Below are 14,469 nucleotides of genomic sequence, written 5' to 3'. Positions count from 1 at the left end.
ATGAACGCAGTGAACTTAAATAACCGAACAATCCTCTCGTTTTTAGCCAGAATATGATTCAATATACAGTTTCGAGTTTTCAACACTCGCATTGACACGGTTTGTCGTAACGTGCATGAACCGGATTTTATCGCTGACACCAGTCACATCCAGTTCATAGTTCAGCGGTACATTTCCTCGTCGTATTTGCCCTGACTGCCCATTTACAGATAGGCTATTAGCGATAAGTGCTCCTTGGAGGTCGATATTTCCACCCGTTTCAGTATCTGATTCAGGAGCATAGATAATCCCCTCAATGAGAATATTCCCACTGCCACTTGCATCATCTGTAAACTGATCACCGACGAAAAATTCGTTCTGTATCTCGCTACCGCCTGTTGGGTGTGTTACTTCTGCATTCCCTTGCAGTTGAAGATCATCAGCGATGTAGTACGATACGACGTTTTGTGCGTCACCTTCGACGCTCACCCCATGGGAGTTGATGTTGAAATCACCAGTAGTGGCGATTGTGATATTGCCAGCTGAGACATCAAGCGTGAGATCGTCACTGAGATCAACATCCGAGTCAATATAGTACGTTCCCGCAGTCAACTCACAACTTCCACTTATTCCTGATTCAGAAACACAGCTATGTGCATCATTCGTATTGGATGCCTCCGCAGCACTACGTTCAGACGTAATTATCGGATCCGCCGATGCATGGGGGACGTTTTCTTCTAATTCATCCTCTGGAACAACTGGATCGTTCCCGTTACCATTTCCAGATGGATCATATTCTGATTCAAGAGAGACAACGTTACTCAACACGATAGTATCCGGCACAATAAGAGTCGCTGTGGCCGTATTGTTGTGATGGTAAATATTGGCCTCAGTATCAGTTTGGGTTTGGAAGTATTCATACCACCCTTCATAGTATATACTCCTCACTTTGATCTCTACAGTTCCATTTTCTAACGGGTAATCAAGTGCATCTGATTCTAACGTTGTTGGTTTCTCGGCATCCTCATACGAGACTGTGTCATCGCCTGTCTTCCGAACCTGAATAATTGGGAATGTCAACGTCTGCTGGGTATAATCAAATTCTGGTTGCGAAACAATTGATGTATACTCCCCTTCTTTCGACCAGACACCACCGCCCTGATAGGCAATGTCTCGATCAGAGCTATTGTAGACAATCGCTCCCAGAGGTCGTGTCACATTCCACTCTTCGGTGCCAGTTTCAGTGTATGTGACCGAAACCTGCCCCGAATCCGGTTGCACCAAGTACCTGCCATTAGAAGTCTGACTCAAACTCACCATACGGTTCCGCGAATCACCGATGGCGACAGCACTCATTTCTGCCTCAACATGAGAAATTGAATTTTCGCCGTTTTCTGATTGAGCAGCAAGAGAAAAGTCATTCGCACTCCCTGTCGCAACGACAATAGATCCACCAATAACCATCGTTGAAATCCCCAATAGAAGAATTACGCCAATCACCTCCGTTTGTCCCCGATTCTTTGTGCGCATTAACATAACTCAGTCCTGCAAGGAAATAATTGTATGGTTGAAAACCCAACTCTATTTTTTTGACAGTAATCACCACCATCTATACATACGGTGGCCTCGTATACCAATATGTCTGGAATATGAGTGTATCGAATGGATTCTCAACCGGGATACCCCTCTTAGACCGCGAGATAGGCGGCGGCCTGCCTCCCGGATCTATTTTATTGTTTATTGCACCCCCAGCAAGTCAATCCGAGCAGTTTCTCTATCGATTTTCTCAACCCCGAGAGACACTGTACTCCACTACGGTACGGTCAAAACATTCGATCATTGATGCTATCACACGAACGCCACAGAATATTGCTGAACCGACAGTTGAGGATCATACCGATAGCCCAGTAACTCAGATTCAGAAAGCAGTTGGAAGGCTCAAAAAAGAATCAACACTGATTGTCGATACAATTGATCCACTCGAAGAAAACGATCCAGCAGACTATACGTACTTTCTTAATGACATCCAAAACGAGATCGCAAACACCGAATCAATAGTAATCCTTCATGCGATGAAATCGGATGTGATTAATAAAAATCGTGACCTAACAAAACAAATGGCTGATGTGGTATTCGATCTCAGTCAAACACAAAAAAATGGAAAAATAATAACAATGTTGTCTATTCCAAAGTATCGAGGAGGGTCGATCCCAGCAGAACCAATAAAACTTGATCTCACCGAAGGTATCAGCATCGATCCAAGCAGAGATATATCTTGACATCCATCCCACGGCGGTGTTCAGATAGGGACTGAAAACGTGAGGCGTCACGAGTTTTACGTGGTTCTGGAAGAATTCAGACGCCCCAGAGACAGTATCGACCAAACTGGATTAGATTTTATGAAACGAGAAGCGACACCGGAGTTTCTGATGAAGCTCAGTATTCAGCTGCATCTGTCTGGATTATCACTTTCGAATACGGTTTCTGTGCTTTAGATATTTGGTTTCGAACGCGCTCGATCAACCATGCACAACTGGATTTACAAGGCCGATTTACAGCCCACCTCAGGGAAGAGCCCGGATCACGTTGCGGTTGATGAGATGGTGATCCAACTCAATGACGAGCGATATTGGCTGTACGCAGCCGTTGATCCAGAGACGTACAAATTGCTGTATACAAGCCTTGAGACGACAACAAATACCGGACTAGCACGGACGTTTCCGCTGGGCCCAGCGAGAAACACGACGTTGCTGACGCCGTATTTCTCATTGATGGTGCCCACTCATTACAGGCTGCCTGTCACCGAGCCGGCTCTGATTTCAGATACGAAAAACATGGAGATCGAAACGCCGTCGAACGTGTCTTTCGTGATATAAAACGTCGAACTATCTGTTTCTCTAACTGTTTCAGCAACGCCGCAGCAGAGACAGCCGACGACTGGCTCAGATCGCTCAGTTTCGCATGGAATCAGCTTATCTGAACACCACCGATTGCACTAGACAAAAATACTATGCGGGAGTGCCTTGGGGTATGTAGTAGCACAGTCGCTACCATGGCAGACGACATATCACCGGCCGACGATACTATCACTCAAACTGAGGAAACGGTGGTCACGGCGGAATGTTCCTGCGGAGATGTGGTTGAGGTGGACGTTACCAGCGTCGTGAAACAGTACGAACAGGAAGCTGCGTCGGAACGAGCGGTCACCGAAGCCAGTCTCAACGCACTTGCTGATATCTTCTATGTCGTCGACCCCGAGGGTAACTTCCAGCGGTGGAACGACACACTCCCGAATCTCACCGGCTACACGGACGAAGAAATCGGCTCGATGAACGCCCTCGACTTCTTTACGGGCGACGACCGTGAGGCGATCAACGCGGCGATCCAAACCATCCTCCGGACGGGATCAGATGTAACTGAGGCCGAGATCACAACCAAAGACGGCCAACACATCCCACACGAGTTCAGAGGCGTCGCGCTGACCGATGATACCGGAACCCCCACCGGCATCATCGGCATCGCCCGTGATATCACGACCCGCAAGCAACGAGAACAGGAGCTCGAAACCCTCAACACGCGGTTCGAACTCGCGTTGGCACAAACAGATACGGGGATCTGGGAGCTCGATCTCGGTTCCGACACCGTCCGCTGGGATTCGACGAGTGAACGACTGTTTGGGTATGAGCCGGGTGAGTTCCCGGGCACGTACGCCGGCGTCGGCAGCCGCATCACGGAGAACGATTCGGAGTCTGGTGGGGCTGACTCCGACCCCGATTCGGAGACAGATGAGCAGTATCGACCCGAATACGGCGATCGGATCCGCTCGGAAGATCTGGAACGTGTGTCCGAACAGCTTGAGCGTGCTATCGAGACCGGCGAGCAGTACCAGGCTGATTTTCGGGTGCAGCCGCCGGATGACGACCAACGATGGATCCGAGCGCGTGGTGTGGTTGAGTACGACGACAGCGACGACCCTGATCGGGTTATCGGTATTCAAACCGACATCACCGAGGAAAAAGAGCGCGAACGCGAGCTCGAACGGACAAAAGCGACCCTCCAGCGGAAAAACGACCGTCTCAACGAGTTCGCATCGATGGTCTCTCATGACCTCCGGAATCCGCTTGAGATCGCAAGCGGATACGTGGAGATGGCTCGTGAGACCGGCGACGAAGCCGCCTTCGATACGGTCGAATCGGCACTTGACCGCATGAATACCATGATCGACGATCTGCTGACGCTGGCCCGCGCCGAGACGGTCGAACCGGACACCGAGCCGGTCGTCTTGGCCGACGTTGTGGCGATCGCCTGGGAAACCACACAGACAGGCGACGCCACGCTTGACTGTACCCTTCCGGACGCAATGACAATTGAAGCTGATAAATCACTCCTGCAAAACGTCCTTGAGAACGTCTTCCGTAATGCGGTTGAGCACAACGAATCCCCGATCACCGTCTCCGTCGGTCGGTTAGATTCCGGGGGGTTCTACATCGCGGATACCGGCACCGGACTGCCCAACGGTGAGGATGACGCGGTTTTTGAGCAGGGGTACACCACCAACGATAGCGGAACCGGATTCGGGCTGGCGATCGCCCGTGAACTGATCGAGGCTCACGGGTGGACGATCAGTGCCTCGGACGGTGCCCGTGACGGGGCGCGATTTGAGATTGGCACCGACGGCGTGTAACCAGTCGATAACAAGACACGCAACCTCTCTTGTACGCAACATCTCTCTTTCTCTTGCACGCGACCCCTCTCTTCTACGCAACTCCTCTCTTGTGTGCAGCGACCCAACACACCCCGGTGCTGAAATCGATCGGGGTATACTACCCCACCATGACCCACGACACACCGAATCAGGACAAAACGTTGCGCTGGTGTTCGCATTGTCAACTCAATGTCGAACCAACAGACGAAGAGCAGTCCCCGAGATGTCCCGCCTGTGGCCACGACCTCTCGTGAATCGAGGCCAGTCACTCACGTACCACACAGGCTAAGTTCGTGACGCGCTGAAAGAAGCTATGGACTGGTGGCTCCCGCGGCGATGGACGGTGGGCCTCATGCTGTGTCTGCTCGTGGTCGGGATTCCGATCGCGCTGTTTGGGATCCCTGTCGACTCGGCGGCCCCGGAGCCGGTGCCGTTCGAGGACACCCGCGCGATCGGGGTCGCCTCCGCCGAGGAGGTCGCTGCCGACGACACAGCGGCGATCCCCCGCGTTCAGGTGTTTTACTCCCAGTACCAGTACGTCATCGGCTACTACGGGCTGTCGACCGCGCTGGCGGCGATCGATGAGCCAACGACCCGCCAGCAGTACGGCCACCCGCTTGTGACCTACGTCACCGACTACAGCAACACGGCCCCCAGCGTCGGCGACGACAGCCGACTCGACACCGAGCAGGTTCCCGCCTGGACAGCCGCCAGCGACGCCGTCTTCGTCGTCGACAGCGGTGCCCAAACCCCTGCGGGGGCGGCGATCGTCCCGTTTAGCGACCGCGACGAGGCCACCGCATTCGCCGAGCAAACCGGCGGCCGGGTCGTCTCGTGGGCGACCCTCGGCGAGCAGTCCTTCGAGACCGACGACGGCGCGGTCGTCCGCGACCGCGTTGCGGCACAGCGGGCCGATGCCGATAGCTGGGTCGCCGAGCGAACCGAACTGCTTGATCGACAGCGTTCGGTCACAGTCGGGCCGGACGATGATCTCCAAGCCGCCATCGACGACGCGCCAAACGGGACAACGGTCGCACTCGCCCCTGGACAGTATCCCGGCCCAATCGAGATCGATCACCCGATCACGCTTCGCGGGCCGGGGGCGACGATCGCCGGCGACGGCGAGGGCAGCGTCATCAGCGTCACCGCCGACAGGGTTGCGATCCAGGGGCTCACGATCACCGGCGTTGGCAATCAGAGCCGCAACCCCGACGCTGTCGCCGGCGACCGCTGGGATGCGAATATCGAGCTCGGCTACGGCCACGGCGATGCCGCGATCGCCGCAACCGGCGCGAACGACACCTTGGTCGCCGACGTGACCGTCCCAGACACGCCCGCCAACGGCGTGTTGTTGCGGCGGAGCCCCGGCGGGGTCGTGACGAACCTCTCGGTGGCCGGCCCCGAAGACTGGCGTGACGGCTTCATGGGCGTTATCGCCATGTACTCCCCGACGGTGATCCAACACTCGGCGGTCACCGATGGGCGAGATGGCGTCTACCTGCATCGATCTGATGGGACGATTATCCGCAACAACACCTTCCGGGAGAACCGCTACGGCGTCCACCTGATGTACTCCTCGGGGGTGTTGGTCGCCGACAACCGGATGGCCGGCCAGTCGTACGGCGGGATCACGGTGATGACCGATCCGACCCGCAACGCGATCGTCGGCAACCTCGTTCACAACACGTCGACCGGGATCTCGACCAGCGGCTCGAACTCCTATCTCGCCCACAACGGCGTCACCGACAGCCGGATCGGGATCACGACGACCGCGATCAACTCGCTGTACGAGCACAACGTCGTCCGACACAACGAACAGGGGATGCGCACCGGCTCGGTCGTGGCGACAAGCGAGGTGACCGCCAACGACTTCATCAGTAATGACCGCCACGCCGGCGCGAGTGCCGGCCCGCTGCGGGTCTGGCGCGGGAACCACTGGGAAGGAGCGTTGACGACGCCGAGCGGCCGAACAGCCGACCGAGCATACATGCCGACTGATCCGGTCGACGGACAGCGACACCGCTCGACGACCCGCCGGACGGTCGCCGCCTCGCCGGTGTATCAGGGACTCCGCGAGCTGACCGGTGCCTCGCCGGGGCTTCGATCCGGGAGCATCCTTGATCCCGGCCCAGTCGAGACCCCACAGAATCCCGACCTCGTTGAGACGACAGCAACCCTCCACACCGACGGGCTGGCCGGCGTCCCCGCGGCACCATCTGAGCGATGACAACATCTCATGACCGACGCTGACGACGCCGAATCCAGGAGTGCAACGGGCGACAGCGACGGCTCGACATCGGTCGTGACGACGACCGGACTCACCAAGGAATACGGCGGCCGACCCATTTTCGACGGTGTCGACCTCGATATCAACGCCGGCGCGATGACTGCCGTGATCGGCCCCAACGGGAGCGGCAAAACAACGTTGTTGAAGACGCTGTTGGGCCATGTTGACCCCACCGCCGGCACGGTGACCTACACCGGCCCAGATGTGGATCGACCGATGGGGTATCTGCCACAGGAGCCGGCGTTTCGGCCGCAGTTCACCGTCAGCGAAACCGTCGAGTTCTACGCGTCGTTGGTCGACGCCTCCGTCGACACGGAGGGCCTGCTGCGTGAGGTCAATCTCTACGACGCCCGAACCCGCCGGGTATCCGCGCTTTCGGGCGGCATGCGCCGACTGCTGGCGGTCGCCCAGGCTGTCCTTGGCGATCCGCCGGTCGTCTGCTGTGATGAGCCCGCCAGCGGCCTCGATCCGAGCATGGCCCGGCGGGTCTTCGAGAGTCTCGCCGGGCGGGCCGCCGATGGGATGGCGGTCGTCGTCGCCTCCCATACCCTGTCGCTGGTCGAGACGTACGCCGATCACGTTGTCATCCTCGACGCAGGCGGTGTTGCCGCGGCCGGCTCGCCCGCCGCCCTCATTGAGCGGTACGACGCGGCTGATCTCTGGGATGTGTACGCCACTGTCGTCGATCCGGCGACTGCGGGTGTGTCTCGTCGCGGTGACGACGACGACACCGCGGAGCGAGACGCGGCGGCGTCCGACCCGACTGCTGACTCGGGAGGCGACTCATGAGCCCCCTGGCGATCATGTCGACGCTGATCGACCGCGAGCTTCGCACGGCAGCCCGAACGCGGAGCTACTACCTGCTTGGGCTTGCGGTCGGTGCGGTTCTGCTCGGGCTCACCCTCGGCGGCGGTGGAGCCGCGACAGGATACATCCCGGCTGTTGTCGATCTGCTGTTGCCGCTGGAGATCCTCGTCCCGGTTGTCGCCGTCGCCATCGGCTACCGGGCGATCCCCTCCGATCTCGACCGCGGCGAGGTGGCGATGCTCGATACCTACGCCGTCTCGCCGTCGGCTTACGTCGGTGCCGTCTATGTCGGCCGCGCAGCCGTGCTGTCGGCCATCATCGGCGGCGCGCTCGTGGCTGTTGGGGTCGTCGTTGCGGTCACCGCCGCGCCCGATACCGGCGTGTTTGCGACCCAGTCCGGGGTCGACTCGCCGATCCTTTTCGGGCGATTTCTCGTGGTGACGCTACTGTTCGGCAACGCGATTCTGGCGGTCGTCGTGTTGGCATCGGTGGTCGTGGCAACCACGCGAACGGCGATCGTCGCCGTGATCGCCGCGGTGCTCGCCGTCGTTGTCGGCGGTGAAGCGGCGATCCTGCTTGGCGTTCTCGACGGTGTGCTCGACGAGGCGACATTGCAGGTCGCCCTCGGCCTCATCCCGAACAGTGCCTACCGGGGGATCGTCTTTGAGACGGTTGTCGGCGTCCTGTCGGCCGGGGAGTCCGGCTACGCGTCGCCGCTGGTCAGCGCGGTCGGCCTGCTGTTGTGGACGCTCGTCCCACTCGCGGCAGCGGCGGGGCTACTGCGGTGGCGACTCCGATAAAATCGTGGTGAGGGCCGCTTAGACGACGAGGTACTCTTCGAGCTGGTCGCGCTCGGAGACCGCGTCGCCGGTGATCTCATCGACGATGGTGCCGTGATCGATGGCATAACACCGCTCGGCGAGCCCCTGAATCACCGACAGGTTCTGCTCGACAAAGAGGATCGTCGTGCCGAACTCCTCGTTGATCTGTTTGAGATCCTCGGTGATCGATTGGACGATCGAGGGCTGGACACCCTCCGACGGCTCGTCGACCAACAGCAGGTCGGGGTCGCCGACAAGCGCGCGAGCGATGGCGAGCATCTGCTGTTGGCCGCCGGACATCGTCCCGGCGTCCTGATCGGCGCGCTCTTCGAGGATCGGGAAGTAGTCGTAAACCTGCTCGTAGCGCGTCTCGTCGTCGCCGCCGACCGACTCGCCGACCAGCAGGTTCTCTTTGACCGTCAGATCAGGGAACACATCACGACCCTGTGGCACATAGCCGATACTGCGCTTTGCGCGTTCGTCAGGTGAGCTCCCGGTCAGCTCTTCGCTGTTGTACGTGATGCTTCCGGTTTCGGGTTCAAGCAGTCCCATAATCGACTTGAGCAGCGTCGTTTTGCCGACGCCGTTGCGGCCGACGATCCCAACGATCTCGCCGTCATCGACGCTGAACTCCACGTCTCTGAGGATCGGTGTCTCGCCGTAGCCGGCGTTGAGATCCGAGATCTCCAGGCTCATGCGTTCTCACCCAGGTAGATCCGCCGAACCTCCTCGTCGGCCTCGATCTCCTCGATCGGGCCCTGTGTGAGAACCGATCCCTGGTTCAACACGGTGACCTGCTCGGAGATCTTGCGAACGAACTCCATGTCGTGTTCGACGACGAGGAACGTCATCCCGTCGTCGTGCAGCGACCGGATCAGCTCGGCGATATCGTCCGTTTCGTCAACGGACATCCCGGCGACCGGTTCGTCGAGTATCATAAACGTTGGATCGAGCGTGACCGCCATCCCGATCTCAAGCCGCTGTTTCTCACCATGGGAGAGATCGCTGGCCGGCTCATCGGCCTTCTCGGCCAGTGCGATCCGGTCGAGCGTGCGCTCCAAGACGACATCGATATCGCGGTCAGTTCGGTTCAGCGGCACCCGGAGGTTCTGTTCGACCGTGAGACTCTCGTAGATGTGTGGTGACTGGAACTTGACGCTGATCCCGGCGTCCATGCGCTCGTGTGGCTCTAGATCGCTGAGATCGATCCCGTCGAAGTACATGTCGCCGTCGGTTGGCGACAGCTGTCCCGTGATCAGCTCAAGCAGCGTTGATTTGCCGGCCCCGTTCGGGCCGATCAGACACCTGATCTCACCCTTGTCGACGGTGAAGTCGACGCTGTCGACGGCGGTGAGGCCGCCGAACTTCTTGGTGAGTCCTTTCGTCGAGAGGATGGCCTCGCGGCTGGTTCCGGTGGCGGCAACCGCGGGCTGTTCTCTAACGTTTGGATCCTGTGGCGTGCTCATTCACGAACCACCTCCGAACTGGGTGGGGTCTCTGTGTCGGACTGTCCAACACCGAGCGACTCCAACCACGCCCGAATGCGTGTTTGGATCGTCGCTCGGCCGCGTTCAAGCCCATCCCGGATACCGTGTTTGCTGAAGAACACGTAGCTATCTTTGATCCCTGGGAGGATCCCTCGCGGAACGAGAAGCACTGTGGTCATCAGAATCACGCCAACAAAGACGATCGCAAACTCCGAGGCGTTAACCGAGAACCACAGCCGAAGCCGCTCGATGATGACCGTGCCGACGATCGCGCCGAGCAGCGATTCACGGCCGCCAAGGGTGACCCAGACGATCGGGATCGTCGCAAACACGAGCGAGAACACGCTCGGATCCATGTAGTTACCCCATGTCGCATAGAGAACGCCGCCGAGGCCAGCCAGCGCGCCCGACAGCGTAAACACGGCGAGCTTCACCCGCTTTACGTTGTAGCCGAGCATCGCGGTTCGCTCGGCATCCTCGCGGATCGCCACCAGCGCGTAGCCGTACTTGCTGTTGACGAGCACCCTCGCACCGAGATACGCGAGCAGGAGGATCCCCAAGACGAACCAGTAGAACCCCGACCCCGAGAGGGAGATCGAGGCACCCTCGACACCGAGTGCGAAGTTTCGGATCCCGGGGATGCCGTTGAACCCGCCGAGTGCGACTGTGCCGATCGACCACTCCGAGCCTGCCGTCTGTGCCATGAACGTTTCGAGGACGAGCGTCACGACGAGCGTGAGGATCGCCACGTACACGTCTTGGACGCCCCCGTAGAACATGAAGTAGCCGAGGACGAACGCCGACAGCGTCGCGGCGGCGATGGCGACAGGCAAGGCGACCGTCTGGCCCAACGGCCCGCCGAGATTGAGGCTCACGATCGCGTAGGTGTAGCCGGAGATCCCGAAGAAAGCGACCTGTCCGAAGCTCAGAATACCGGTGTACCCCCAGATGAGCGACAGCGACAGCGCGAGCAGGCCGTAGGCGAGAAACAGCGAGAACTGGCCCGCCGCGTAGGAGCCCCGGACGAGCGGGTAGGCGACCATCACGATCATCCCGACCGCGAAGGCGGCCCAGAAGGCACGGGAGTTCCCGAGCGTGTTCGGCCCGTTCAGTTTGTTCCCGATGCGTTTGAGTCGTGGTGGCAGCGTTACGTCCATCATTGCCGTTCACCTAGCTTATCGCGGATCGTGTGTGCGAGACCGGTCAGCCCATCCGGCAGGAGGCGGATCACGATGATCGCCGTGATCAGCAGCGCGATCTGCCCGATGAAGTTCCCATACAGGTTCGAGAAGATCGCGTCGATCGTGCCCAGGACACCGCCGGCCAGCGTCGTCCCGAGCAGGACGGTCGAGCCGCCGGTAACGACCGTGACGAACGACTCAACGAGGAACGACTGGCCCATGCCCGGCACGATTGTCGCCGAGGGCGCGTACAGCGCGCCGGTCAGCCCGGCGAGCCCTGAGCCGATGGCGAAGGTGACGGTGTACATCCGGTCGGTATCGACACCCATCGTGCGGGCGGTTTCGGCGTCCTGAATCGTCGCACGCGCCTGGATCCCGAACTCGGTGCGGGTAAAGACGAGGTACGCCCCACCGAGGACGGCGATCGCGGCAAACAGCAGCAGCACGCGGTACGCCGAGTAGGTGTACCCCGGAACGTTGCCGAACGGCGTGCCGATCGACTGCAGGGAGTTGCCGAAGATGATCCGGGTTCCCTGTGTCAGGATCAGCCCGAGGCCGAACGTGACGATCATCGAGTCAAGCAGCCGGCCGTACAGCCGTCTCACGATGGTGCGTTCGATGATCGCGCCGAAGGCGGCGGTTCCGAGCGCGCCGAGTATCATCGCGACCGGCAGCGGTAGTCCGACCACGTTGACCGACAGCGTCGTGATGTAGGCACCCATCATGATGAACTCGCCGTGAGCGAGGTTGATGACGCCCATCATCCCGAAGATGACGGTCAGGCCGATCGCCGCAAGGATGATGAACGCGATGCTGTCGGCCATCTGCAGGAGCTGTGTCACCGGAACACCGATGCTGTCGAGCCCCCCCAGCACGTCGCCGATGAAAAGCGGGGTGAGCAGACCGGTTGCGCCGAGGCCCGATGTCATCAGTTACTCCCCTGCGGCGTCGTAATACTCGGTCGGCGTGAACTGCCGCTCTAGCTCGCTGTCTTCGCCTGAGAGATCGATGCCGACCGTCTCCGAGAGGAACTGCTCCGGAATCATCCGCTCGTCTTCGACGGTGATGTTGTGGTCGGCGTCGCACTTCATGACCCGCATGTTGTGGGTCATGTGGTGAACCGGCCCCTGAAGGCTGATGTCGCCTTCCGGGGACTGGTCGCCGGTGACCTCCATCCCGCCTTCGAGCTCCTCGCGGACGGCTTGCTGATCGGTGGTGCCGGCCGCCTCGACGGCGTCTTTGTACATGTACATCGAGAAGTAGTTGTTGACCGACTCCTGGTTGGCGTAGCCGGCGTCCGGGAAGCGGTCGTAGTACCGGCTGACGTAATCCTCGTTGCGGTCGGTCGGGATCTCCTCCATGTAGTTGAACCCGCCGTAGACATCCGCGAGTGCCGGGGCTTCGAGCCGTTTGTGCTGGTAGCTCTGGGCCATCACGGTTGAGGTGCCCATCGGGATGTCGAGGCCAGCCGAGGTGCGCTGGTTCCAGAACGAGGAATGGTTGTTGCCGACGAGGATCGCCATCACGAAGTCGGGGTCGGCCTCCTGAATGTTGCTGATCGTCGAGCCGAAGTTCTGGTTCGACAGCGGGATGAACTCCTCATTGTTGACCGACGCGCCGTTCTCCTGGGCGATGACCTTCACCCAGTCGGCCGACAGCTGGCCGAAGTTGTAGTCGGCCGCGATGGTGTAGATGTCGGTGCCGAAGTTCTCGATCATGTAGGGAACGACACTGCCGAGCTGCTGGCGGGCTGTCGATCCCATACAGAACACGTTCTTGTCGGCGACGCCACCCTCGTACTGGGTCGTATAGAAGTACAGCTGATCCTCGCGGTCGATGATCGGCCGGATCGCCTCACGGGTCGCCGAGGAGTAGCCGGCCCACAGCGCGTCGACATCCTCCTGCTGGATGAGCCGCTCGGTGAGCTGCTGGTAGCGTTGGTTGTCCGACTGCGGGTCGGGATCGAACAGCTCGATCTGCTGGCCCATGATCCCGCCGTTGTCGTTGATCTCCTCGATAGCGAGCTTGCTGGCGCGCCACTTCGGCGTGCCGACAAGCGAGAAGTTGCCAGAACGGTCTTCGAGCACACCGATCTTGATCGTGTCGCTCCCGCTGTCACCACCGCCGCCACCGCCGGAACAGCCGGCCAGTGCCGCGCCGACGCCGGCCGCACCGGTTGCAAGAACTGATCGTCGAGAAACGTGATTGTCACTCATTGTACATCCTCCGTGTCTCGCTGGTTATTGTGTGCATACGCAACCTGGTCAGCCGCATTGTAGTCCGTCTGTCCGTTCATATCGTCATCTCTGTTGAGATACGTATATTATATAAATCCTTCCAATAGAAGTGGAATAGGTGGATATATACTCACAATATCCTTGTTGTAATATGGGATCCTTATATTTTGGATGTGTATCGGGGTATAATACCTAGATAGACGGGTGAAATTTAGATATGGATTATTTTGTGTTTGTTACGCTTCATTCGTCGGATTCTGTTGGATACGGGGGAGTGCCACCCGAAAGGGGCGACAGCGCGGTAGGCCGGCGAGCGGGCGACCAGTACCGGCGAGTCACCGGCAACAACTGCGGGGCGCGCGCCGATAATATTCGCCGGCGAGTAACTAAGGTCGATAAGTCATCCTAACCCGGTTGGGGTCAGCGAGAAGCGGTGACATCCGGAGTGGCGACAACCGATCAAACCGCCGTAATCGGCCTCAACGATCAGCTTCGACGACGGTGAGTTTGACGCCGTGAACCCCTTTCAGCGGTCGAATCCGGTCGAGCAGGGCTTCGATCCGCTCGCCCGGCCCATCGACGGCGATCGATTCCAGACAGAGGTGGTCGCTGAGATGGACGTGGTGGACGGCGATGATCGTCTCGGTGAAATCGTGTTGGAGTTCGCTCATCTCGTCGGTGACGCCGCTGTGTTCGTGTTCGTAGAGGACGACAACTGTCCCGCTCAGTGTCCCCGAGAGATCGGTCTGTTGGTTGAACTCCGTGACAAACGCGCGCAGCGCGTCGCGGGTCGCCTCCGAACGGCTGTCGTAGTCGCCGGCCTCAACGACGCCGTCGAGTTCGGCGAGGAGGGCTGGCGGGAGTGTCACGCTCATCCGGTCGAGGTCGTCGCTCATAGCTCCGTATTTTCGAGCACCCGTTTAATTCTTCGGCGATCTCCTGGTGACATGGTACTGTATCGTCCA

General features: G+C 59.1%; 12 protein-coding genes and 1 pseudogene. 6 read left to right on the top strand and 7 right to left on the bottom strand.

The features are described from left to right. Positions 1–42: 42 nt before the first annotated feature. Positions 43–1,509 (bottom strand): DUF7289 family protein, encoded by a 1,467-nt coding sequence (locus tag EWF95_RS06555; protein WP_142443277.1) that lies wholly within the window; start codon positions 1,507–1,509, stop codon positions 43–45. 119 nt (positions 1,510–1,628) lie between these two features. On the opposite strand from EWF95_RS06555, the gene EWF95_RS06550 reads away from it, so the two are divergent. From EWF95_RS06550 to EWF95_RS06525, 6 genes and pseudogenes are all read left to right on the top strand, one after another. After that, the gene (locus EWF95_RS06550) at positions 1,629–2,258 is read left to right on the top strand and encodes an RAD55 family ATPase (RefSeq protein ID WP_142443276.1); all 630 of its coding nucleotides are present in this window, start codon (positions 1,629–1,631) and stop codon (positions 2,256–2,258) included. Positions 2,259–2,378: 120 nt separating this feature from the next. Then, positions 2,379–2,959, top strand: a pseudogene (locus EWF95_RS06545) (IS6 family transposase). A gap of 156 nt (positions 2,960–3,115) precedes the next feature. Then, positions 3,116–4,663, top strand: coding sequence for a sensor histidine kinase (locus tag EWF95_RS06540; protein ID WP_185911726.1), 1,548 nt, complete (start codon positions 3,116–3,118; stop codon positions 4,661–4,663). Positions 4,664–4,997: 334 nt separating this feature from the next. After that, positions 4,998–6,911: a NosD domain-containing protein gene (locus EWF95_RS06535; RefSeq protein ID WP_142443274.1), complete on the top strand. Its 1,914-nt coding sequence runs from the start codon at positions 4,998–5,000 to the stop codon at positions 6,909–6,911. A gap of 9 nt (positions 6,912–6,920) precedes the next feature. Beyond that, complete coding sequence (locus tag EWF95_RS06530) at positions 6,921–7,760, top strand: ABC transporter ATP-binding protein (protein ID WP_142443273.1); 840 nt, start codon at positions 6,921–6,923, stop codon at positions 7,758–7,760. Next, positions 7,757–8,578 carry an ABC transporter permease gene (locus EWF95_RS06525; RefSeq protein WP_142443272.1) on the top strand — a complete coding sequence of 274 codons (822 nt, stop codon included), beginning with the start codon at positions 7,757–7,759 and terminating at the stop codon, positions 8,576–8,578. Before EWF95_RS06530 ends, EWF95_RS06525 begins: the two co-directional genes overlap by 4 nt. Before the next feature lie 18 nt (positions 8,579–8,596). On the opposite strand, the gene EWF95_RS06520 is transcribed toward EWF95_RS06525, so the two are convergent. The 6 genes from EWF95_RS06520 to EWF95_RS06495 form a co-directional block, all read right to left on the bottom strand. After that, positions 8,597–9,295 (bottom strand): ABC transporter ATP-binding protein, encoded by a 699-nt coding sequence (locus tag EWF95_RS06520; protein WP_142443271.1) that lies wholly within the window; start codon positions 9,293–9,295, stop codon positions 8,597–8,599. Then, positions 9,292–10,065: an ABC transporter ATP-binding protein gene (locus tag EWF95_RS06515; RefSeq protein ID WP_142443270.1), complete on the bottom strand. Its 774-nt coding sequence runs from the start codon at positions 10,063–10,065 to the stop codon at positions 9,292–9,294. The genes EWF95_RS06520 and EWF95_RS06515 overlap by 4 nt, the downstream gene beginning before the upstream one ends. Further along, positions 10,062–11,243 (bottom strand): urea ABC transporter, permease protein UrtC, encoded by a 1,182-nt coding sequence (urtC, locus tag EWF95_RS06510; RefSeq protein WP_246055646.1) that lies wholly within the window; start codon positions 11,241–11,243, stop codon positions 10,062–10,064. Before urtC ends, EWF95_RS06515 begins: the two co-directional genes overlap by 4 nt. Further along, positions 11,243–12,196, bottom strand: coding sequence for an urea ABC transporter, permease protein UrtB (gene urtB / locus EWF95_RS06505; RefSeq protein ID WP_142443268.1), 954 nt, complete (start codon positions 12,194–12,196; stop codon positions 11,243–11,245). Before urtB ends, urtC begins: the two co-directional genes overlap by 1 nt. 3 nt (positions 12,197–12,199) lie before the next feature. Then, positions 12,200–13,483, bottom strand: a complete 1,284-nt coding sequence (locus tag EWF95_RS06500; protein ID WP_142443267.1) for an urea ABC transporter substrate-binding protein — start codon at positions 13,481–13,483, stop codon at positions 12,200–12,202. Between the two features lie 500 nt (positions 13,484–13,983). Further along, complete coding sequence (locus EWF95_RS06495; protein ID WP_142443266.1) at positions 13,984–14,400, bottom strand: CopG family ribbon-helix-helix protein; 417 nt, start codon at positions 14,398–14,400, stop codon at positions 13,984–13,986. Positions 14,401–14,469: the final 69 nt, after the last annotated feature.

It is taken from the genome of Halonotius roseus (genome assembly GCF_006861655.1).
GTDB classification, from domain to species: domain Archaea; phylum Halobacteriota; class Halobacteria; order Halobacteriales; family Haloferacaceae; genus Halonotius; species Halonotius roseus.
The sequence above is the reverse complement of the archived record's forward strand: the minus strand, read 5'-3'. Positions and strand labels throughout refer to the sequence as shown.